The organism is Pseudomonas sp. GL_135 (genome assembly GCF_057834665.1).
This window is the reverse complement of record NZ_CM174408.1, coordinates 2,509,484-2,530,775: the sequence shown is the minus strand read 5'-3', so window position 1 is coordinate 2,530,775 and position 21,292 is coordinate 2,509,484. Positions and strand designations below refer to the sequence as shown.

The window sequence follows — 21,292 nt, the reverse complement described above, 5'->3', positions numbered from 1 at the left end:
CCCGAACTTTCCGAACAGGCACCGCCATGAACGAACTGCAGCAGCTGAATGAAAGCCACGGGCTGTTGCTGGTGTTCGTCAACGTGCTGCTGGAGCAGATCGGCTTGCCGGTGCCGGCCTACCCGACCCTGATCGTGACCGGGGCGCTGGCCATGCAGAGCAAGCCGCTGCTGGGCGCCGGGGTGCTGCTGGCGATGGTCGCCTGCCTGATCGCCGATGGGCTGTGGTATTGGGCCGGCAAGCGTTATGGCGGCGTGCTGCTCAAGACCATCTGCAAGATTTCCCTGTCCCAGGACACCTGCATTCGTCAGGGGCTGACCGTCTACGAGCGTGTTGGGCCCAGGGCGATGCTGCTGTCGAAATTCCTGCCCGGCGCGGGCGCCCTGGTCACCACCGTGGCCGGCATGAACGCCACGCCGATCGGGGTGTTCGTGCGCTATTCCCTGGCCGGTTCGTTTATCTGGGCGGGTTCGGCGCTGCTGTTGGGCATGCTGTTCAGTGACGCGCTGATCCCCATGCTCGACTGGTTGAGCGGCTACATCCCGGTCGCCATCGTCAGCGTACTGGCGGTGCTGGGGCTGTTCATTGGCTGGAAGTACGCCAAGCGGCGTCGGCTCAAGGCGCGCACGGCACGAGTCCCGCGCATCACTGTTCCCGAGCTGCTGGCCCTGCGCGACACCGTGGATGCGCCGGTGGTCATCGATGTGCGGCCGAGTTTTCATGCGGCCGTCGTCGAAGGCATACCGGGAGCGGTGTCGATCAGTCTTGAGGAACCCATTGCGCCCTGGATCGAGCGCCTGGGTGATGTGGACATGGTGTTCTATTGCGCCTGCCCGAATGAGCTGTCGGCGGCATTGCTGGCGGAAAAGCTCCACGCCCACGGCCTGACCCGGGGCAAGGCGCTCATCGGCGGGCTGGATGCGTGGCAGGCTGCCCATGTGCAGCCTGAGGTATCGGACAGAACGGCGGCGTGAAGATAAGCGCTGCGGCCGATGTGGAAGCGGGCTATGACCTCGACTGTAGGACTGGCTTTAGCCGGGAAGACGTCGGGTGCCTCATCGCGAATCTGATGGTGCCCAAACCGGCCCCTTCCCGGCTAAAGCCGGTCCTACTTCTAGACCGCGTGCGCTCAGCGGGCCGAGCCGCTCCCTCAAAGCCACAATCGTCTTGGAAAAATCAGATCCCGCTCAGCGCCAAATCCATCGCAAAGTACGTGAAGATCAGATCCGCACCCGCGCGTTTGATCGCGCCGAGGGTTTCGCGCACGACGCGTTGTTCGTCGATGGCGCCGGCCTGGGCGCCGAACTTGATCATCGCGTACTCGCCGCTGACCTGATACGCCGCCAGTGGCAGGTTCGAGGCTTCGCGGATGTCGCGGATGATGTCCAGGTACGCGCCGGCTGGCTTGACCATCAGCGCATCGGCGCCTTCGGCCTCGTCCAGCAGCGATTCGCGCAGGGCTTCGCGGCGGTTCATGGGGTTCATCTGGTAGGTTTTGCGGTCACCCTTCAAGGCCGAACCGCCGGCTTCGCGAAACGGGCCGTACAGCGCCGAGGCGAACTTGGTCGAGTACGCCATGATCGGCGTCTGGGTGAAACCGGCGGCGTCGAGGGCGGCACGAATGGCCTTCACCTGGCCGTCCATCGCGGCCGACGGGGCAATCACGTCAGCGCCGGCACGGGCTGCCATCACCGCCTGCTTGCCAAGGTTTTCAATGGTCGCGTCATTGTCGACATGGCCACCGTGCATCACGCCGCAATGGCCGTGGTCGGTGTACTCGCAGAAGCAGGTGTCAGACATCACGATCATTTCCGGCACGGCGGACTTGATGGTCCGCGAGATCCGCGAGACCAGGCCGTTTTCCTGCCAGGTGTCGCTGCCGGTGGCGTCCAGGTGGTGGGACACGCCGAAGGTCATCACCGACTTGATGCCGGCGCGGGCATAGCGCTCGACTTCCTGGGCCAGCTTTGATTCGGGGATGCGCTGCACGCCGGGCATGCTGTTGATGGGCACGAAGTCGTCGATTTCTTCTTCGACGAAGATCGGCAACACCAGATCATTCAGGGTGAATTCGCTTTCCTGAAACAGCGAGCGAAAGTTTTCGTTGCTGCGCAGACGGCGTGGACGGGCAGCGGGAAACAGACTGGACATGGCGGTTCCTGAGTCAAGAATATCCGGGAGATCGCCGGAGCCAACACGTCCGGCGATATCAATGGCGCGAAGCTTATGCCTGCACCGGCGCCGATTCAAATGCCGTGACGAGAAAGTCCGTTACTTGCGACGCAACAGTGGGCGTGAACGACGCGAAGAAACCGAAGCAGAAACCAAGTGAAGAACCATTGCCACGGCGCCGGGTCATTTAGCAATGCCGCAGCCGTTTCGCTTGCGCATCGCCAGAATGAGGCCGACCTTGAGCAACCCATCCGATCAGCGCAACAACCGTTCTCTGGACGGTCTGAACTTCTTTCTGGCGGATGTGCGCGACGGCCTTGGGCCCTATCTCGCGATCTATCTGCTGGCGGTGCACAAGTGGGATCCGGCGAGCATCGGGCTGGTCATGACCCTCGCCGGGATTGCCGCGCTGGTCACGCAAACCCCGGCGGGTGCGCTGATTGACCGCACCCGCAGCAAGCGGCTTGTTGTCATTGTGGCGGCATTACTGGTGACGGCCGGCTGTCTGGTGCTGCCGTTCATTCACTCGTTTACCTGGGTGGCGATCACCCAGAGCATCAGCGCCATAGCAGGCTCCGTGTTCGCCCCAGCCATCGCGGCCATTTCCCTGGGGATCACCGGGCCGAAAGCCTTTACCCGCCGGACCGGACGCAACGAAACCTGGAATCACGCCGGCAATGCCTGCGCCGCCCTGCTGGCTGGCATCTTTTCGTGGATGTTCGGGCCGATTGCGGTGTTCTACCTAATGGCGTTCATGGCCCTGGCGAGCATTGTCGCCGTGGCGTTTGTCGACGCCTCGGCGATTGACCACGACGTCGCCCGAGGCTTCGACCCCAGCCATGACCAGGGTAAGGACCAGCCAAGCGGCTGGGCAGCATTGCTGCACAACCGGCCCCTGTTGATATTCGCCATCTGCTGCGGGCTGTTTCACCTGGCCAATGCGGCGATGCTGCCGCTGGTGAGTCAGAAGCTCTCGCAGATCGACGTCAACCTCGCCACGCCGCTGACCTCCGCCTGCATCGTCGCCGCGCAACTGGTGATGGTGCCGGTGGCCTGGCTGGTGGGCGCCAAGGCCGACGTATGGGGACGCAAGCCCTTGCTCCTGGCGGGTTTCATTTTCCTGCCGCTGCGGGGTGTGCTGTATGTCATGTCGGATAACCCTTACTGGCTGGTAGGCGTGCAATTACTCGACGGCATCGGCGCCGGGGCGTTTGGCGCGCTGCTGCCGCTGGTGGTCAAGGACCTGACCCGCGGCACCGGGCGCTTCAATGTCAGTCTCGGTGCCATTTCGACGGTGTTCGGCCTGGGCGCGGCGCTGAGCAACGGCCTGGCCGGACTGGTCGTGCGCGAGGCAGGCTACAGCGCGGCGTTTCTGACGTTGGCGGCGATTGCGGCGGTGGCGTTTGTTCTGTTGTGGCTGGCGGTGCCGGAAACCGGCGACCGCGTGGCGCAGGATCAACCCGAGGGCGCGCCGGCCACCTGATCGGCAGGGTTAACGGTCGGGGGTCGTGCTTGCGCCCTCCCCCAGTTCGCGCTGCATGATCACCGTGTCCAGCCAGCGGCCGTGCTTGAAGCCGACGGACTCGAACACGCCGACCTGGCGAAAGCCCAGTCGCGCGTGGAGCCGGATAGAGGCGATGTTCTCGCTGTTGCCAATGATCGCCACCATCTGCCGGCGGCCGGATGCCGTGCAGTGCTGGATGACCGCCCCCAGTAACGCGTGACCAATCCCGAAACCGGCCATGCCCTCGCGCACGTAAACCGAATCTTCCACGGTAAAGCGATAGGCCGGGCGCGGCCGGTACGGGGTCGCGTAGGCGTAGCCGACCACTTCACCGTCGCGCTCGGCGATCAGATAGGGCAAACCGTTGGCGCAGATGTCGGCGCGGCGCTGCAGCATTTGCTCGAGGGTCGGCGGTTCCAGCTCGAAGCTGGCGGTGCCGTGAATCACATGATGGGCGTAGATCGCCTGCACGGCGGGCATATCGGACTCGCGGGCGTCGCGCAGGATCAGTTCGTCGGCCATGGCATTTCCTTTTCCGGATCAGCACGCAGAGAGCGCTGAGCTTGCCCGTGAAGCGATGGGCTGTGCAACCCGCTTAGCCGCGTGTGCCCAAGGGTTTCGCGGCGGACGCAGGGGCGACGAACGCGGGTTCCACGATTGGTCTAGAATGCCGACCCTTCCCACTGCCGACCTGCCCGCCACCGATGAATGCCGACGCCCTCGACCTGCTCGACTCCCACCTTCACACCGCCCTCGCCGACGCGCCCGCCGAGACCCGCCGGCTGTTTCACGGCCGTGGCCGACGCTGGCCGGGGCTGGAACAACTGACCGTCGACTGGATGCAGGCCGTGGTGCTGGTGTCGCTGTTCAAGGAGCCGGCGGCCGATGAGCTGGAAGCCCTGAAGCAGCGGTTGTTCAGGGTGATCGAGTCACCGGCATGGCAGCAATCCGGCGCCCATACGCTGTTGTTGCAGCACCGCTATCTGCCGGACAGCCGCACCGAAGCGTTGCTGGGCGAGGTGCTGGAGGAATGGACGCTGACCGAGGGCGGCCTGCGCTACCTCGTGGACTTCGGCAAAAAACAGAACACCGGGTTGTTCCTCGACATGCGTTACGGGCGCGATTGGGTGCGGGCCAATGCCGCGGGCAAACGGGTGCTGAACCTGTTCGCCTACACCTGCGGGTTCTCGGTGGCGGCGATCGAAGGGGGCGCTGATTGTGTGGTCAATCTGGACATGTCCCGGGCGGCGCTGAGTCGCGGCCGCGACAACCACCGCCTCAATGGCCATGACCTGCGCAAGGTGACGTTTCTCGGCCACGAATTGTTCAAGTCCTGGGGCAAGGTGAAAAGCACCGGGCCGTATGACCTGGTGATCATCGATCCGCCGTCGTTTCAGAAAGGCAGTTTTTTGCTGACCAAGGATTACCAGCGGGTGCTGCGCCAGCTGCCGGAGCTGTTGACGGCGGAAGGCACTGTGCTGGCCTGCATGAACGACCCGTTGCTGGGCGCTGACTTTCTCATCGAAGGCGTGACCCGCGAAGCGCCGGGATTACGGTTTGTCGAGCGGTTGGAAAACCCGCCCGAATTCGCCGATGCCGAGGAAGGGGGTGGCTTGAAAGCGTTGGTGTTCCGCCAGGGCTAATCGTCACGCCCGGTAGTTTAGTGGGACCGCGCTGTGTCAGTAGGACCGGCTTCAGCCGGGAAGAGGCCCGTTTGTACGCCATCAATTCTGCGGCGTGACGACCGACGCTTTCCCGGCTAAAGCCGGTCCCACTAAGTGATCGCGCTGTCTCAGTAGGACCGGCTTCAGCCGGGAAGAGGCCCGTTTTTGCGCCATCAATTCTGCGGTGTGACGACCGACGCTTTCCCGGCTAAAGCCGGTCCCACAATGTGATCGCGCTGTGTCAGTGGGACCGGCTTCAGCCGGGAAGAGGCCCGCTTGTACGCCATCAATTCTGCGGCGTAACGACCGACGCCTTCCCGGCTAAAACCGGTCCCACTAAGTGATCGCGCTGTGTCAGTGGGACCGGCTTCAGCCGGGAAGAGGCCCGTTTGTACGCCATCAATTCTGCGGGGTGACGACCGACGCTTTCCCGGCTAAAGCCGGTCCCACAATGTGATCACGCTGTGTCAGTAGGACCGGCTTCAGCCGGGAAGAGGCCCGTTTGTACGCCATCAATTCTGCGGCGTGACGACCGACGCCTTCCCGGCTAAAGCCGGTCCCACAATGTGATCACGCTGTGTCAGTGGGACCGGCTTCAGCCGGGAAGAGGCCCGCTTGTACGCCATCAATTCTGCCGTGTGACGACCGACGTTTTCCCGGCTAAAGCCGGTCTCACAATGTGATCACGCTGTGTCAGTGGGACCGGCTTTAGCCGGGAAGAGGCCCGCTTGTACGCCATCAATTCTGCGGTGTGACGACCGACGCTTTCCCGGCTGAAGCCGGTCCCACAATGTGATCACGCTGTGTCAGTGGGACCGGCTTCAGCCGGGAAGAGGCCCGTTTGTACGCCATCAATTCTGCGGCGTGACGACCGACGCTTTCGCGGCTGAAGCTGGTCCCACTCTGTGATCGTGCTGTGTCAGTGCGACTGGCTTTAGCCGGGAGAGGCCCATTTGTGCGCCACCCGATGTGCGGCGTGACGACCGACGCTTTCCCGGCTGAAGCTGGTCCCACTCTGTGATCGCGCTGTGTCAGTAGGACCGGCTTCAGCCGGGAAGAGGCCAGCGTGAACGCCCGAGTGTTACGCACTCAACCGCGAAATCACGTCATTCAAGCCCACCGACAACACATGCAGATTCTGGCTCGCAGTCTGCGTACGCTGGACGTTGTCCTGGTTGGTGGTGGCGATGGCGGTGATTTCCGTCAGGTTGCGGGAGATGTCTTCGGCCACGGACGTCTGCTCTTCCGCCGCCGTCGCGATCTGCCGGTTCATGTCGCGGATGGCTTCGACGGCCGAGGTAATGCGTTCCAGCGAAGAACCTGCCAGCGCTACCTGATCGACGCTTTCCTGGCTGCGGGCCTGGCCGCTTTCAATCGCCTGGGCAGCATCCACCGCGCCGGTCTGCACCGAGCTGATGATCTGGTTGATTTCCGCCGTCGAGGCCGCGGTGCGCTGGGCCAGGGTGCGCACTTCGTCGGCGACCACCGCAAAACCGCGCCCGGCATCGCCGGCACGAGCCGCTTCGATGGCCGCGTTCAGCGCCAGCAGGTTGGTCTGCTCGGCGATGCCGCGAATCACTTCCAGCACCTTGCCGATTCGGCCACTGTCGGCTTCCAGACGGCGAATGACGTCAGCGGTATTGCTGATTTCGGTGCGCATCTGGGTAATGGCGGTGATGGTCGCGCCCATCACCTTGCTGCCTTCCTGGGAGCTGCGGTCCGCTTCGTCGGCGGCCTGAGCCGCCTGAGCGGCATGGCGTGCGACTTCCTGGGCGGTGGCAGACATCTCTGTCATCGCCGTCGCCACCTGATCGGTACGCTCGAATTGCTCATGGGTGCCCTGGGCCATCAGCGCGGCGATCGCTTTCAGTTCGCCGCCGGCGCTGTCCAGGTCGGTGGTGCTGCGCTTGAGGCGGGTAAAGGTGTCGGCGAGGAAATCCCGCAGGGTATTGGCCGCAACGGCCAGACGCCCCAGTTCATCCTGGCGGGTGATGCTGACACGGTCGCTGAACTTGCCCTGACTCAACTGCGCAACGTATTCGATGAGCATGCTGATCGGCGCGACGATGTTGCGGTTGACCACCCACAGCGTCAGCACGCCGACCAGCAACGCCGAGGCGAGCATGACCAGCGTGCCGATCAGGATGGTCTGGTCGGCCGTGCTGCTGAGGATTTTCGACTGTTCGTCACTCTGTTTGCGCAGGCCGGCCACCAGGCCGGTCATCTGCTCGCTGGCTGCGCGGTCGACGCCCTTCACGGCCATATCACCGGCGACCGGATCACCACCGGAAGCGATGTAAGCGTCACGGCCCTTGCGATACGCGGCACCCAACGTGCGGTGCTCGGTGCGCAGGGCATCGATCTGGGTCTTGGTCGTGCTGTCCAGGCCATTCATGGCGCTCAGTTGCCCAAGCGTATCCTGCACCTGACGCTCCTGGTCCTCGAACTGCGCCCAGAATTTATCGCGATCGGCCGGCTGCTTGCCGCGCAACAGTACGTTTTTCCATTCCTGCACTTGAATCTTGAATTGCAGGTTGGCCTGATCGACCAGTTGCGAGGCGTGCAAAGGCCCTTCAAGCAGACCGCGATAGGCGTGTACGTTGCTGGAGAGGAACTGGAAACACGCAAGGGCAATCAGCACGACCAGCACGAGGCTGCCGCTGAGCAGCGCGAGGATCTGCAATCTCAGGGATTTCGACATACGGGGATCTCAAAAGGGAGGACAACCTGCTCCGAGGATCACCCGGAGTTTTTGCGGCTTGCCACATCCCTGTGCCATCGCGTCGGATCGATCCGAAAGCGAGGCGCCTACACAGACTGATTCGACCCCGCGCAGGGCTTCTTGAAGGGCAGCCCGGCGCAGCCGACGGGTGGTGGAAAAGCGTCAACGATCTGCCTTTCAGCCCCGTCAAACGATTGTCGAAACGCGCTAGACGGGATTTAGATGAGTGCCCAGGAAGCAGCGATCACTCCCGCTGACCGAACACTTGAGAAGGTCTGCGCAAGACCGGATCGAAGGGGTTGATCTTCTGGCTGATCGCCGTTGCCTCGCGCTTGAGCATGTCCACCACCGTGGGCATGCGATCGGCACTGAGGCGATCACTGATGGTCGCCACGCTCAACGCCGCCACCGCCCGGCCATCACGGTCGAGGATCGGCACCGCCAGACCCGCCATGCCTTCCAGCACGCCGGTGTTGCGCGCGGCGTAGCCAGTACGCCGCACCGTGTCGATTTCCGAGCGCAGCATCACCTCGTCGTAGAGGTGGAAATCCCGCAGGCGCGGCAGGTTGTAGCGGATCACGGTCTCGCGTTCTTCTTCCGGCAGAAACGCCAGGATGGCCAGACTGCCCTGCCCTACGCCCAGCGCCACGCGGCCGCCAATGTCGCCGGTGAAGGTGCGGATCGGGTATGGACCTTCGCTGCGGTCAAGGCACACCGCGTCGAAACCACTGCGCGCCAGCAGAAACAACGAATCTCCCAACGAGGCCGATAACCGCAACAAACTCGGACGCACCACGTCCCGCAGGTTGCCAGACTGCCCGGCCCGAGCCGCCAGGGCGAAGAATTCCAGGCTCAGTCGATAGCGCTTGCTGCGCAGGTCCTGCTCGACCATGCCTTCGTGCATCAGGCTGCGCAGCAAGCGGTGGGTGGTCGGTTGCGACAGGCCCACCTGCTGCGCCAGTTGCGTCACGCGCTCACTGCCATCGGGACAATCGCCCAGTGCACGCAGCACGGCAAACAGGCGCGACACCGCCCCGACACCTGTTTCTTTCTCGACGCTATTCCGCTCAGTGAAATCCATATAGCGCGTTTTCCAATCTATTTCCGCTGAATGAATGAATTCGAAAAAACGACTCACTCAATGAAATTGCCCGTTGAGCGCATCCTAGTCTTGGGCCTAGGATCGGTCCACAGGGCGATTTGAATAACAGCGGCAGCCGACAGTGATCGAGCGCCAGCGTCCACGGCCACACGCAGCACTTCTCTTCGCATCTGCCCATAAAAAACGCGCGCCTCCGGTGCGCACGAAAAAAGGTGGAACGCAGCCATGGCTTTTCTTGAACTCCAGGCACTGTGCAAGCGCTACGGCCCCGTCGATGCCGTCGTGGCCACTGACCTTTCCGTGGAGCAAGGCGAATTCGTCTCCCTGCTCGGCCCCTCCGGCTGCGGCAAAACCACCACCTTGCAAATGATCGCCGGCTTCGTTGATGTCAGCGCCGGCCGCATCTTGCTGGACGGCCGCGACATCACCCACGCCAGGCCGGCAAGTCGCGGGCTTGGCGTGGTGTTCCAGTCCTATGCGCTGTTCCCGCACATGACCGTGCGCGACAACGTGGCCTTCGGCCTGAAGATGCGTAAAGTCTCCACCGCCGACATCGAGCGCCGCGTTTCACGGGTACTGGAGCTGGTGCGCCTCACCCCCCATGCCGAGCGTTACCCCCGCGAGCTGTCCGGCGGACAGCGTCAGCGGGTCGCCCTGGCACGGGCGCTGGTGATCGAGCCGCCGGTGTTGCTGCTGGACGAACCGCTGTCCAACCTCGACGCCAACCTGCGCGAAGAAATGCAGTTCGAAATCCGGCGCATCCAGCGCGAAGTCGGCATCACCACCCTGATGGTCACCCACGACCAGGCCGAAGCGCTGTCCATCAGCGACCGCGTGGTGGTCATGCAGGCCGGGCGCATCACCCAGATCGACGAGCCGTATCATCTCTACGAACACCCCCGCACGCGTTTCATCTCCGGCTTCGTCGGCAAGGCCAATCTGCTGCGCGGCGATCGCGATGCCAGCGGCGCCCCCCAGGTGCGCCATGAGCCCGGCGACGGCCAGCTGGTGCTGAGCCTGCGCCCGGAGAAAATCGACCTGGTGCCTGCGGGGACCGGCCGTCTGCAAGGACGCGTGGTCATGCGCTACTTCCTCGGCAGCCAGTGGCTGTACCGCATCGAAACGCCCATCGGCGAAATCACCGTGGTGCGCCGCAACGAGGGCGACGCGCCGATGAACGAAGGCTTCGCGGTGGGGCTGGACTGGCCGTCGGATCTGCTGCGCGTGTTGAGCGTCGACGAGGTGCCGGCATGAGTGTGCTGCGCGACACCGGACGCGGCTACCTGCTATCGGCCCCGGCCCTGGCGCTGTTCTTCGGACTGCTGTTGCTGCCATTGGCCTTAACGCTGGTGCTGTCGTTCAACGTGTTCGACTACGAAATCGGGGTCAAGGGCGGCGAATGGACCCTGGCGCAGTACGTCAATCTGCTCACCGATTCGTACTTCTACGAGATCTTCCTGCGGACCTTCTGGATCAGCGCGCTGGTGACCCTGCTGTGCGTGGTGATCGGCGTGCCCGAGGCCTACATCCTCAGCCGCATGGGCACCCCGTGGCGCTCCATTTTCCTGATCCTGATCCTCACGCCGCTGCTGATTTCGGTGGTAGTGCGGGCGTTTGGCTGGAGCCTGCTGCTGGGCGCCGACGGTCTGATCAATCAGGCGATCCAGGCCCTCGGCGGGCGTCCGATCAAAATGCTGTACACGCCGTTCGCGGTGATTCTGGCGCTGGTCCACGTGATGCTGCCGTTCATGATCATCCCGGTGTGGACCTCGCTGCAGAAACTCGACGCCTCCGCCGAACAGGCCGCGCTGTCCCTCGGTGCCACCCAGGCGCAAGTGATGAGGATGGTGGTGTTGCCGCAAGTGATGCCGGGCGTGCTGTCGGGGACGTTGATCGTCTTCGGCCTGTCGGCCAGTTCGTTTGCCATCCCGGGCCTGCTCGGTGGGCGCCGGCTGAAGATGGTCGCCACCGTCGTCTACGACCAATACCTCTCGGAACTCAACTGGCCGATGGGCGCAGCGATCGCCGTCGCACTGCTGCTGATCAACCTGTTGGTCATGCTGTCGTGGAACCGGCTGGTCGAAGGCCGCTACAAAAAATCCCTGGGGGAATGAGCCATGTCCAAAAACGGTCCTCTGGCCCTGTCGTTTCATGCCCTGGTGGTGATCTTCATGCTGGCGCCGCTGGTGGTGGTGTGCCTGGTGGCCTTCACCCCGGAAAACACCCTGAGCCTGCCGTGGCACGGGTTTTCCCTGCGCTGGTTCAGGGCAGTGTTCGAGCGCGCCGACTTCATTCAGTCGTTCTATAACAGCCTGATTCTGGCCGTGGTCGCGGCCACCCTGGCGACGTTGATCGCAGTGCCGGCGGCGCTGGCAATTACCCGCTACCGCTTTCCTGGCCGGGATTTTCTCAACGGCCTGTTCCTGTCGCCGATCATCATTCCCCATCTGGTATTGGGCGTGGCGATGCTGCGCCTGTTCGCGCTGATGGGGGTGAACGGCAGTTTCGTCTGGCTGATGTTCGCCCACGTGGTGGTGATCACGCCGTACGTGCTGCGCCTGGTGATCGCCGCCTCCATCGGCATGGACCGCAGCGCCGAGCAAGCGGCCGAGTCCCTCGGTGCCAGCCGCTTCACGCTGTTTCGCCTGATCACCCTGCCGATGATCCTGCCCGGCGTGGCCGGAGGCTGGCTGCTGGCATTCATCAACAGCTTCGACGAAGTGACGCTGTCGATCTTCGTCACCTCGCCGTCGACCCAGACCCTGCCGGTGCGCATGTACGTGTACGCCACCGAATCCATCGACCCGATGATGGCCGCGGTCTCGGCGCTGGTCATCGCCCTGACGGCGGCGACCATGATCATTCTCGACCGGGTGTACGGCCTGGACCGTGTGCTGGTGGGGAGGCATTGATGACTGTTCGGTTTACCCACTTTTACCCGATGGAGCGCGCGCCATGGCCTTGCTGAGACGACTCGCCGAACGCGACCGCGCCGTCATCCCCTTCACCCTCGACGGCCAGCCCGCCAGCGGTTTGCAGGGCGATACCTTGCTGACGGCGGTGCTGACGGCAGAGGATTCCTTGCGCGGCAGCGACTTCAGCGGTAAGCCCCGGGCCGGTTTCTGCCTGATGGGCGCGTGCCAGGACTGCTGGGTGAAACTGGGCGACGGTCGCCGGGTGCGCGCCTGTTCGACGATGCTCGAAGCCGGCGTGTGCGTGAGTCGCGAACCGGGGCGCAGCTTATGAATGCGCCGACCCTTCAAGCCATGAACACCGTTATCGTCGGCGCCGGCCCAGCCGGGATTCGCGCGGCGCAGACGCTGCTCGCCCACGGCCTGCGCCCTTGTCTGCTGGATGAAAGCCTGCGCGGCGGCGGTCAGGTCTATCGTCGCCAGCCGGAGAACTTCAAGCGCTCGGCCAAGGCCCTGTACGGTTTCGAAGCAGGCAAAGCCGAGTCGGTTCACGCCACCCTCGATCAGTTGCAGCGCGAGATCGACTACCGCCCCGAGACGCTGGTGTGGAACGCCGAGGCCCGCACCCTCGACACCCTCTGCAATGGCCGCGCCGCGCAGGTGCCGTTCAAGCACCTGATCGTGGCCACCGGCGCCACCGACCGCATCCTGCCGGTGCCGGGCTGGACACTTCCCGGCGTCTACAGCCTCGGCGCAGCCCAGATCGCGCTGAAGTTTCAGGGCTGCGCCATCGGTCAGCGCGTGGTCTTCGCCGGCAGCGGGCCGCTGTTGTATCTGGTGGCGTATCAATACACCAAGGCCGGCGCGACGGTGGCGGCGGTGCTCGACAGCTCGCCGTTTTCCGCCCAGACCCGCGCCCTGCCCGCGCTGCTCGGGCAACCATCGACGCTGGCGAAAGGGCTGTATTACCGCGCCTGGCTGACCGCTCACGGCATTCCGGTGCACCAAGGCGTGCATCTGCGCGACATTCAGGGCGAGCGCCGGGTCAGCGGGGTCAGTTGGCAACAGGGCAATCAGCTCAAAAAACTCGCCTGTGACGCCGTCGCTTTCGCCCACGCCCTGCGCAGTGAAACCCAATTGGCCGATCTGCTGGGCTGCGCGTTCAGCTGGAGCCCATTGAATCGTGCGTGGCTGCCCACCCGCGACGCCGCCGGCCGCAGCAGCGTCGACGGGGTTTATCTGGCCGGTGATGGCGCCGGGATCATGGGCGCCGACGCTGCGGAAATGGCTGGCGAACTGGCGGCGCTGACCGTGTTGGGCGACATGGGTCACCCCGTCGACCGCGCCCGCAGCGTTGAATTGCAGCGGCAACTGGAAGCCATCCAGCGGTTTCGCCAGGGACTGGAAACCGCGTTCCCCTTCCCCGAAGACTGGGCGGCCAAGGCGCCGGACAGCCTGACCGTGTGCCGCTGCGAGGAAGTCAGCGCCGGCGACATCCGTCAGACAGTGGCCGAGGGTCACTGGGAAATCAACCGGGTCAAGGCCATGTGCCGGGTCGGCATGGGCCGCTGTCAGGGGCGCATGTGCGGGCTGGCCGCCACGGAAATCGTCGCTCAGGCGTCGGGGCGGGAGATTGCCAGCGTGGGTCGATTGCGCGGGCAGGCGCCGATCAAGCCGCTGCCGTTTGGTGTGGAGGCAGAACAATGAGCCAGCCCGTAGAAGTGGATGCGGTGGTGATTGGCGGCGGGATTGTCGGTGCGTCGGCGGCGCTGTTTCTCGCCCTGAGCGGCAAACGGGTGGCGTTGCTGGAGCGGGACTTCTTCGGTTCGCATTCGAGTGGTGTGAACTACGGCGGCGTGCGGCGTCAGGGCCGGCCGCTGTCGCAACTGCCGTTGTCCCGACGCGCCCACGAAATCTGGGGGGACCTGCGCGCATTCATTGGCACTGACGGCGAGTACGTGCGCTCCGGGCATCTCAAGCTGGCCCGCAGCGACAAGGATATGGCCGCGCTGGTCGCGTATGAGCAGGCGTCTCGCGGGTTCGGAATGGAGTTGCAGTTGCTCGATCACGCCCAGTTGCGAGCCCGCTTCCCCTGGGCTGGCGACGTGGCGGTGGGCGCTTCGTTGTGCGCCGAGGACGGCCATGCCAATCCGCGCCTCGTCTCCCCGGCGTTCGCCTCTGCTGCACGCCGGGCTGGAGCGATGACGTTCGAGCAGGCCCACGTCAGTGCGGTCAGCCATGACGGCCAGGCGTTTGTGGTGCGAACCGCCGATGAGCAGAGCTTCCGCGCGCCTTGGCTGCTCAATTGCGCTGGCGCCTGGGCGGCTCAACTCGCCCAGCAGTTCGGTGAACCGGTGCCGATGCGCGCGGGCCACCCGGCGATGCTGGTCACCGAACCGCTGCCGATGTTCATGGACGTCAGTACCGGCGTCGAGGGCGGCGGTATCTATGCCCGTCAGGTGGCGCGGGGCAATTGCGTGCTGGGCGGCGGCCAGGGTTTCCCGCTGGACCCGGCCACTGCGCGGCCCGGTCAGGCGGCGATTCTGGAGATCCTGCGCAACGCCGTTGAACTGTACCCGCCGCTGGCCGGTGCCCAGGCCATTCGCACCTGGAGCGGCACCGAAGGTTATTTGCCCGACCGCGAGCCGGTCCTGGGGGCCAGTTCGACCCAACCCGGCCTTCTGCACGGTTTCGGTTTTGCCGGCTCGGGCTTTCAGATTGGCCCGGCGGCGGGCGAGGCCCTGGCGCAGATCGTCTGTGCCGGGGCTTCGAACATTGAGCTGAGCCCGTTCTCGATCACCCGCTTTCAATCGCCATTGCACACATCATCGCCTGCCATCGTCGTGCCGTCCGGCACCGATAACGTCATTCCATTGCTCAGAGGAAGGTCGAACCCATGACTCACATAAAACGCGTTGCCCTGACCGGCTTGTCTTGCCTGCCGCTTGCCGTGTTTGTCGCTTCGATGCCCGTACAGGCCGAACCGACGCTGTACCTGGGCATGAACGGCGGCACCATGGAGCGCTTGTACGCCGATAACGTGCTGCCTGCATTCGAGAAGGCCAACAACGTCAAGGTGGTGATCGTGCCGGGCACGTCCTCGGACATCCTCGCCAAGGCCCAGGCCAGCAAGGACAACCCACAGATGCACGTGATGTTCCTCGACGACGGCATCATGTACCGGGCCATTTCCATGGGCCTGTGCGGCAAGTTGAGCCCGAGCGCGAGCCTGGCGGACATTCCGGCCAAGGGCAAGATCAAGGAAGAAGCGGTGGCCGTGAGCCTCGGTGTCACGGGGCTTGCCTACAACACCAAGATGTTCAAGGGCAACGGCTGGAGCGCGCCGACGTCCTGGGCCGACATGGCGGACCCCAAGTATAAGGAGAAGCTAGTGTTCCAGTCGCTGGCCTCCTCCACGTTCGGGCTGCATGGTTTTCTGATGTTCAACCGGCTGCAGGGTGGCAACGAAACCAACGTCGAGCCGGGTTTCAAGGCGTGGCCGAAGACCGTCGGGCCGAACGTGCTGGAATACATCGCCAGCTCGGCGAAGATCTCGGAGATGGTGCAGACCGGCGAAGCGGCGCTGTTCCCGCTGACGCCGACCCAGGTCACCGCGCTCAAGCTCAAGGGCGTCCCGGTGGAATACGCGCCACCGAAGGAAGGCGCTGTGGTGTTGAACGTGGCCGAATGCACCATCGCCAACAACGACCAGCCGGAACTGGCGCAAAAGCTCGCGGCCTTCCTGCTGACCCCGGAAGCCCAGGCGCCGGCGCTGGAGATGGGCGACCAGATCCCGTCCAACCCGAAAACCCCGACCACCGACAAGACCCGTGGTCAGGTAGAAGCGATGAACAAGTACCTGGAAACCGCGGTGACCATTGATTGGGACCAGGTCAACCAGGTGCGCCCGGAATGGAACGCGCGGTGGAGCCGGTCGATCGAGCGGTAGGCCCGATTTAAGTGGGACCGGCTTTAGCCGGGAAGGCGTCGGATGCCACACCGGAAAATGGATGACGTATCCGCTGGCCCCTCCCGGCTAAAGCCGGTCCCACAAGTTCCAGTCGCAGGCTCCATGATCGTCCCCACGCTCCGCGTCCATCGCTTTGACGCAGAGCGTCAGGAGATGCATTCCCACGCGGAGCGTGGGAACGATCAAGAAAGGATCTGTGGCACCTCTGAATGTGGGACCGGCTTCAGCCGGGAATGGGGCTGTAGGTACGCCGCACGATCTATGGCGTATGCGCTGGCCTCTTCCCGGCTGAAGCCGGTCCCACCAGGCGGTCGCGTGCAGCCAGTGGGCCCAACCATGCCCCGGGCACCCGGGGTCCCGCGCCGGTCGCGAATCCATCCCACATTTGTTTCAACTATCCCTGCCTACTACAGTCACACAGTCATTCCCGCCCTTTGACTGATGACGAATTCGCATGAGCTTCATTCTTTGCATGACCGTCTTCGGTGTCCTGCTGATGCTGCTGGCACTGACTTCTTCTTACCTGCGCTGGCTGCCGGTCACCACGTCGGCGGTGTGTCTGGCGTTTGGCGCCGCGATTGGCCCCTGGGGCCTGGACATTGCGCAGCTCGACGTGCGCGACGCCCGCCACTGGCTCGAACGCCTCACTGAAATCGCCGTGCTGTTTTCCCTGTTCAACACCGGCATCAAGCTGCGCCTGCCCCTGCACCGCAGCGGTTGGTATTCGGCGTACCTGCTGGCCGGGCCGGTGATGCTGGCGACCATTGCCGGTGTCAGTCTGACCGCCCATTACCTGTTCGGCCTGTCATGGCCCATCGCGTTGCTGCTCGGCGCCATGCTTTCGCCCACCGACCCGGTGCTGGCCGGCCTGGTGCAGGTCAACAGCGCCCAGGACCTGGACCGGGTGCGCTTCGGCCTGTCCGGTGAGGCCGGGCTGAATGACGGCACCGCGTTCCCCTTCGTGATTTTCGCCCTGATGTTCATCACCCACGGTTTTTCGGATTTCGACTGGACCCAGGGCTGGTTGCTGAAAAACATCATCTGGGGCGTACCGGTCGGACTGATGCTCGGCTACGGCCTGGGCCGTGGCGTCGGCCACCTGATGATTTACCTGCGCATCAAGAACGCCGACAGCACGTTGTCACCCAACGACTTCCTCGCCCTGGCGCTGATCGCCATTGCCTACGTCAGCGCCGAAGGCCTTGGCGCCTACGGATTTCTGGCGGTATTCGCGGCGGGCATTGGCATGCGTCATGCCGAGTCCAACGCCACCCAGTCTGAGGTGCCGTCGGAGCATGTGGCGATCCCGGTGGTGGGCCACACCCACAGCGACCCGGAGTCGGCAATCATGGGCGACCGCGATGCGCTGTCAGACAGCCAACTGGCGGCCGGCGTGATGATGGGCGACATGATGGTCTTCGGCAGCCTGGTAGAGCGCGCAATGGAGGTGCTGTTGATCACCCTTCTCGGCGCGGCCCTCGCCACTTACTGGGACTGGCGCGCCGTTGGCCTGGGCCTGGCGTTGTTCTGCGTGATCAGGCCGTTGAGCGTCTGGCTGCTGATCAGTGGCAAATTGCTGACCCGGCCGCAAAAGGCACTGGTCGGCTGGTTTGGCATTCGCGGCATCGGCACGTTGTACTACCTGTGCTATGCGTTGACCCATGGCCTTCCCGCTGAGGCCGTTCACACCACCATCAGCCTGACGTTGTCGGTGGTGGCATTGAGCATCCTGCTGCACGGCATCAGTATCCAACCGTTGCTGGAGCGATACGAACGCAGCATCGCCCGGGCCAGCAGAGACTGACCAGGGACGATGCCGCTTTGATTCCAGAGGAGCGGCCCCGTGCCTGAACACCTTGTGATAGACAGCGTCGATGACGCTATTGGAACAAGCGATTGGACGCTCAACCCCCTGATCGGTAGCGTGCTCACGAATTGATCAGGCCTTTTGGGCGCTGACTGCCCTGCGGTTTAACGTCGCAGCAGCCTGCCCATCAGGGATCGGCGCCGTGTCGGCTGACACCCCGCGCACCAAGCCCGGATGCTTGACCCCTCCTTTGTTTACGCGTCACGGCTCGTTGAGCCGCGGCGCGGTTCATCGCTTGCGAGCCTGAAAGCCTATGTCCATCAATACACCGCAGCAGATCGCCGAAATCACCATTGAAGCCGGCGTGAAGAAGTCCCACCTGCCGACCCCGGCAATTCTGGTGCTGGGCTTTCTTGCCGGCGCGTTCATCGCCCTGGGCTTTCTGCTGGACATCCACGTCAGCACCATGATCCCGGCGCCTTGGGCGTCACTGGGCAACCTGATGGGCGCGGCGGTGTTTCCGCTGGGTCTTATTCTGGTGATTCTCGCCGGTGGCGAGCTGCTTACGGGCAACATGATGAGCCTGCCGACGGCGATGTTCGCGGGTCGGGTCCCGTTGTCGGCGGTGGCGCGCAACTGGGCGCTGGTGACGTTCGCCAACCTGCTCGGCGCGCTGTTCGTCGCCTACTTCTTCGGCCATGTACTGGGCCTGACGGAAGGCGCGTACCTGGCAAAAACCCTGGCCATCGCCAAGGCCAAGGCCAGCGCCGATTTCAGCCAGGCGTTTATTTCAGGCATTGGTTGCAACTGGCTGGTGTGCCTGGCGGTCTGGTTGTCATACGCCAGCAAAGATGTGACCGGGAAGGTCGTTGCCATGTGGTTCCCGATCATGGCCTTCGTCGCCATCGGCTTCCAGCACGTGGTCGCCAATATGTTCGTGATCCCGGCGGCGATCTTTGCCGACGCCCTGAGCTGGACCGATTTCGTCGAAAACTTCGTCGCGGTGTTCCTGGGCAACGCCGTGGGGGGTGCAATTTTCGTCGGGCTCGCGTATTACGTGTCCTATTCGAAAGCCATTCAGGCTTCGGCCACCGGCGTCGCTGCAGCGAGTATCGAGCAGCAGACCGGTCGCCAGATTTAACGCTGCAGCCGCGCGCTTCGTTGCTGCAGTCGCGCACCCTGTTTCTGCCACGCGTCACGTTGTGAGAGTAATCAATGTCAGATCGAGTCCTGATGGACAGCTATTCACGCAAGGTCGATTACGTCCGCATGTCGGTCACGGATCGCTGCGATTTTCGCTGCGTGTATTGCATGGCCGAGGACATGACGTTCCTACCGCGTCAGCAGATTCTCTCCCTCGAAGAAATCCATCAGCTGGCCGAGCGCTTCGTGGCGCTGGGCACAAAGAAGATTCGCCTGACCGGCGGTGAGCCACTGGTGCGCTCCGGTATCGTCGGGCTGGTGCGCAGCATCGCCGCCCTGCCCGGCCTGCGCGAACTGTGCATGACCACCAACGGCTCGCAGCTCGACAAACTCGCTGTGCCGCTGTTCGAAGCCGGCCTCAAGCGCCTCAACATCAGCCTCGACAGCCTCGACCCGGCGCGCTTCAAGGAATTGACCCGCACCGGTGACCTGAGCAAGGTCATTGCCGGCATCGACGCCGCCAACGCGGCCGGCTTCGAGCGCACCAAGCTCAACTGCGTGGTCATGCAGGGCCGCAACGACCACGAGATCAATGATCTGGTGGCCTTTGCGATTGATCGTGGGGTCGATATCACGTTCATCGAAGAAATGCCCCTGGGCACGATCAGCGAGCACAGCCGCGCAGAGTCGTTCTACTCCAGCGAGCAGGTGCGCGAGCGCATCGCCGAGCGTTACACCCTGGTGCATTCGACCGAAACCACGTCCGGGCCTTCGCGCTACTGGCGCGTGGCGGAAGCACCGCACATCCGCATTGGCTTCATTTCGCCCCACAGCCACAACTTCTGCGCGACCTGCAATCGGGTTCGGGTCACGGTGGAAGGTCGTCTGCTGTTGTGTCTCGGGAACGAGCACTCGGCCGATCTGAAGGCCGTGCTGCGGGCCAATCCCGGTCAGCCGGAGAAGCTGGAGAAAGCCATCGTCAACGCCATGCAGCTGAAGCCGTGGAAGCACAACTTCGAGCTCAACGATGATGTGCAGGTGGTGCGCTTCATGAACATGACGGGCGGCTGAAGACGCCCTTGATCATGAGCTGACCTGGCGTTGATGAGAAGCCTGGCAGCCTCCAGCTTGAGACCGCCCGCCTCTGTTGAACAGGCTGATCAGCCCTTGATGAAGCCCAGCAGAATCTCGTTGATCTCTTCCGGCTGCACGTTGCACATGCCGTGGGCGCCGCCCTTGACCACGTGCAGTGTCGAGCCTTTCACCAATTCGTGACTCTTATAGCCGGACGCGACGATCGGAACGATCTGGTCGTCATCGCCGTGGAGGATCAGGGTGGGCACGTCGATCTTTTTCAGGTCTTCGGTGAAGTCGGTTTCCGAGAACGCCTTGATGCAGTCGAACTCCCCTTTGACGCTGCCGAGCATGCCAATGGACCAGAACGAGTCGATGGCGCCCTGGGAGGTTTTCACGCCGTCGCGGTTGAAGCCAAAGAATGGCACGGCCAGATCCTTGAAGAACTGCGAGCGGTCGGCGGTGAAGCCGGCGCGGATGCCGTCGAACACTTCCATGGGCAGGCCTTCGGGGTTGGCGTCGGTTTTGAGCATGATCGGTGGCACGGCGCCGATCAGGACGGCTTTGGCAACGCGGGCGGTGCCGTGACGGCCGATGTAGCGGGCGACTTCGCCACCACCGGTGGAGTGGCCGATCATGATGGCGTCTTTGAGGTCGAGGGCTTCGAACAGTTGGGCGAGGTCGTCGGCGTAGGTGTCCATGTCGTTGCCTTCCCAGGTCTGGCCGGAGCGCCCGTGGCCGCGGCGGTCGTGGGCGATGACGCGGTAGCCGTGCTGGCCGAGGAAGAGCATTTGTGCATCCCATGCGTCGCCGTCGAGGGGCCAGCCGTGGGAGAAGACGATCGGTTGGCCGGTCCCCCAGTCTTTGTAGAAGAATTCGGTACCGTCTTTGAGGGTCAGGGTGGTCATTGGGATGCGGTCCTCTGGAGTGGGTGCGGGGGAAGGTTGAGCGTAGTCGTTTGTGGCGCGGCTGAATTGCAGTTATGTGCTTAATTGCCGTGGCGGGAGGTCAGGATCAAGATCAAGGGCGTCGGCCTAACGGCCTCGGGTTTCGCCTTCGGCGAGTTACTTGGAAAAGCACCCCAAGTAACCAAGGGTGCTTGCTCTCGGTTGGGCCCTTCCTTCGTCAGGGTTCCTTCACTCCGGTCTCGCTCCGTGGGCCCGCGCCGAACGGGCATCCATGCCCTGACGGCGCTCTCGCCGCATCCATGCGGCTCGGCCCA

The 21,292-nt window shown here is 63.7% G+C and carries 18 protein-coding genes; 13 read left to right on the top strand and 5 right to left on the bottom strand.

What is annotated here, in order from left to right:
- The first annotated feature begins 26 nt into the window (after positions 1–26).
- Positions 27–974 (top strand): VTT domain-containing protein, encoded by a 948-nt coding sequence (locus AC3ISG_RS11225; protein ID WP_489299283.1) that lies wholly within the window; start codon positions 27–29, stop codon positions 972–974.
- A gap of 202 nt (positions 975–1,176) precedes the next feature.
- Here AC3ISG_RS11225 and hemB read toward each other — a convergent pair whose 3' ends face one another.
- A complete protein-coding gene (gene hemB, locus AC3ISG_RS11220) occupies positions 1,177–2,151 on the bottom strand; it encodes a porphobilinogen synthase (protein ID WP_272634400.1) in 975 nt (324 codons plus the stop codon).
- 259 nt (positions 2,152–2,410) lie between these two features.
- On the opposite strand from hemB, the gene AC3ISG_RS11215 reads away from it, so the two are divergent.
- The gene (locus AC3ISG_RS11215) at positions 2,411–3,655 is read left to right on the top strand and encodes an MFS transporter (RefSeq protein WP_489299282.1); all 1,245 of its coding nucleotides are present in this window, start codon (positions 2,411–2,413) and stop codon (positions 3,653–3,655) included.
- A gap of 9 nt (positions 3,656–3,664) precedes the next feature.
- On the opposite strand, the gene AC3ISG_RS11210 is transcribed toward AC3ISG_RS11215, so the two are convergent.
- Entirely contained in the window at positions 3,665–4,198 is a 534-nt protein-coding gene (locus tag AC3ISG_RS11210) for a GNAT family N-acetyltransferase (protein ID WP_489299281.1), read from the bottom strand.
- A 182-nt stretch (positions 4,199–4,380) separates the two neighbouring features.
- Between AC3ISG_RS11210 and AC3ISG_RS11205 the strand changes: the two genes are divergently transcribed.
- A complete protein-coding gene (locus tag AC3ISG_RS11205) occupies positions 4,381–5,319 on the top strand; it encodes a class I SAM-dependent methyltransferase (protein WP_489299280.1) in 939 nt (312 codons plus the stop codon).
- A 1,102-nt stretch (positions 5,320–6,421) separates the two neighbouring features.
- Here AC3ISG_RS11205 and AC3ISG_RS11200 read toward each other — a convergent pair.
- A complete protein-coding gene (locus AC3ISG_RS11200; protein ID WP_420793072.1) occupies positions 6,422–7,126 on the bottom strand; it encodes a methyl-accepting chemotaxis protein in 705 nt (234 codons plus the stop codon).
- Positions 7,127–8,306: 1,180 nt separating this feature from the next.
- The gene (locus AC3ISG_RS11195) at positions 8,307–9,143 is read right to left on the bottom strand and encodes an IclR family transcriptional regulator (protein WP_122625324.1); all 837 of its coding nucleotides are present in this window, start codon (positions 9,141–9,143) and stop codon (positions 8,307–8,309) included.
- Between the two features lie 246 nt (positions 9,144–9,389).
- Here AC3ISG_RS11195 and AC3ISG_RS11190 point away from each other — a divergent pair, with 246 nt between their 5' ends.
- From AC3ISG_RS11190 to moaA, 10 genes are all read left to right on the top strand, one after another.
- Complete coding sequence (locus AC3ISG_RS11190) at positions 9,390–10,418, top strand: ABC transporter ATP-binding protein (protein WP_489299279.1); 1,029 nt, start codon at positions 9,390–9,392, stop codon at positions 10,416–10,418.
- Positions 10,415–11,278, top strand: a complete 864-nt coding sequence (locus tag AC3ISG_RS11185) for an ABC transporter permease (RefSeq protein ID WP_122625322.1) — start codon at positions 10,415–10,417, stop codon at positions 11,276–11,278. The genes AC3ISG_RS11190 and AC3ISG_RS11185 overlap by 4 nt, the downstream gene beginning before the upstream one ends.
- A 3-nt stretch (positions 11,279–11,281) precedes the next feature.
- Positions 11,282–12,076: an ABC transporter permease gene (locus tag AC3ISG_RS11180; protein ID WP_122535809.1), complete on the top strand. Its 795-nt coding sequence runs from the start codon at positions 11,282–11,284 to the stop codon at positions 12,074–12,076.
- 43 nt (positions 12,077–12,119) lie between these two features.
- Positions 12,120–12,410, top strand: coding sequence for a (2Fe-2S)-binding protein (locus tag AC3ISG_RS11175; RefSeq protein WP_489299278.1), 291 nt, complete (start codon positions 12,120–12,122; stop codon positions 12,408–12,410).
- Complete coding sequence (locus AC3ISG_RS11170; protein ID WP_489299277.1) at positions 12,407–13,783, top strand: FAD/NAD(P)-dependent oxidoreductase; 1,377 nt, start codon at positions 12,407–12,409, stop codon at positions 13,781–13,783. Before AC3ISG_RS11175 ends, AC3ISG_RS11170 begins: the two co-directional genes overlap by 4 nt.
- On the top strand, positions 13,780–14,976 hold the full coding sequence (locus tag AC3ISG_RS11165; RefSeq protein WP_489299276.1) for an NAD(P)/FAD-dependent oxidoreductase: 1,197 nt from the start codon (positions 13,780–13,782) through the stop codon (positions 14,974–14,976). Before AC3ISG_RS11170 ends, AC3ISG_RS11165 begins: the two co-directional genes overlap by 4 nt.
- Positions 14,973–16,025, top strand: a complete 1,053-nt coding sequence (locus AC3ISG_RS11160; RefSeq protein ID WP_489299275.1) for an ABC transporter substrate-binding protein — start codon at positions 14,973–14,975, stop codon at positions 16,023–16,025. Before AC3ISG_RS11165 ends, AC3ISG_RS11160 begins: the two co-directional genes overlap by 4 nt.
- Before the next feature lie 475 nt (positions 16,026–16,500).
- Positions 16,501–17,850: a cation:proton antiporter gene (locus tag AC3ISG_RS11155; RefSeq protein WP_489299274.1), complete on the top strand. Its 1,350-nt coding sequence runs from the start codon at positions 16,501–16,503 to the stop codon at positions 17,848–17,850.
- A gap of 316 nt (positions 17,851–18,166) precedes the next feature.
- Entirely contained in the window at positions 18,167–18,994 is an 828-nt protein-coding gene (locus tag AC3ISG_RS11150; protein ID WP_489299273.1) for a formate/nitrite transporter family protein, read from the top strand.
- 74 nt (positions 18,995–19,068) lie between these two features.
- On the top strand, positions 19,069–20,067 hold the full coding sequence (moaA, locus tag AC3ISG_RS11145) for a GTP 3',8-cyclase MoaA (protein ID WP_122535803.1): 999 nt from the start codon (positions 19,069–19,071) through the stop codon (positions 20,065–20,067).
- Positions 20,068–20,156: 89 nt separating this feature from the next.
- On the opposite strand, the gene AC3ISG_RS11140 is transcribed toward moaA, so the two are convergent.
- Positions 20,157–20,978: an alpha/beta fold hydrolase gene (locus AC3ISG_RS11140; RefSeq protein ID WP_489299272.1), complete on the bottom strand. Its 822-nt coding sequence runs from the start codon at positions 20,976–20,978 to the stop codon at positions 20,157–20,159.
- Positions 20,979–21,292 lie beyond the last annotated feature (314 nt).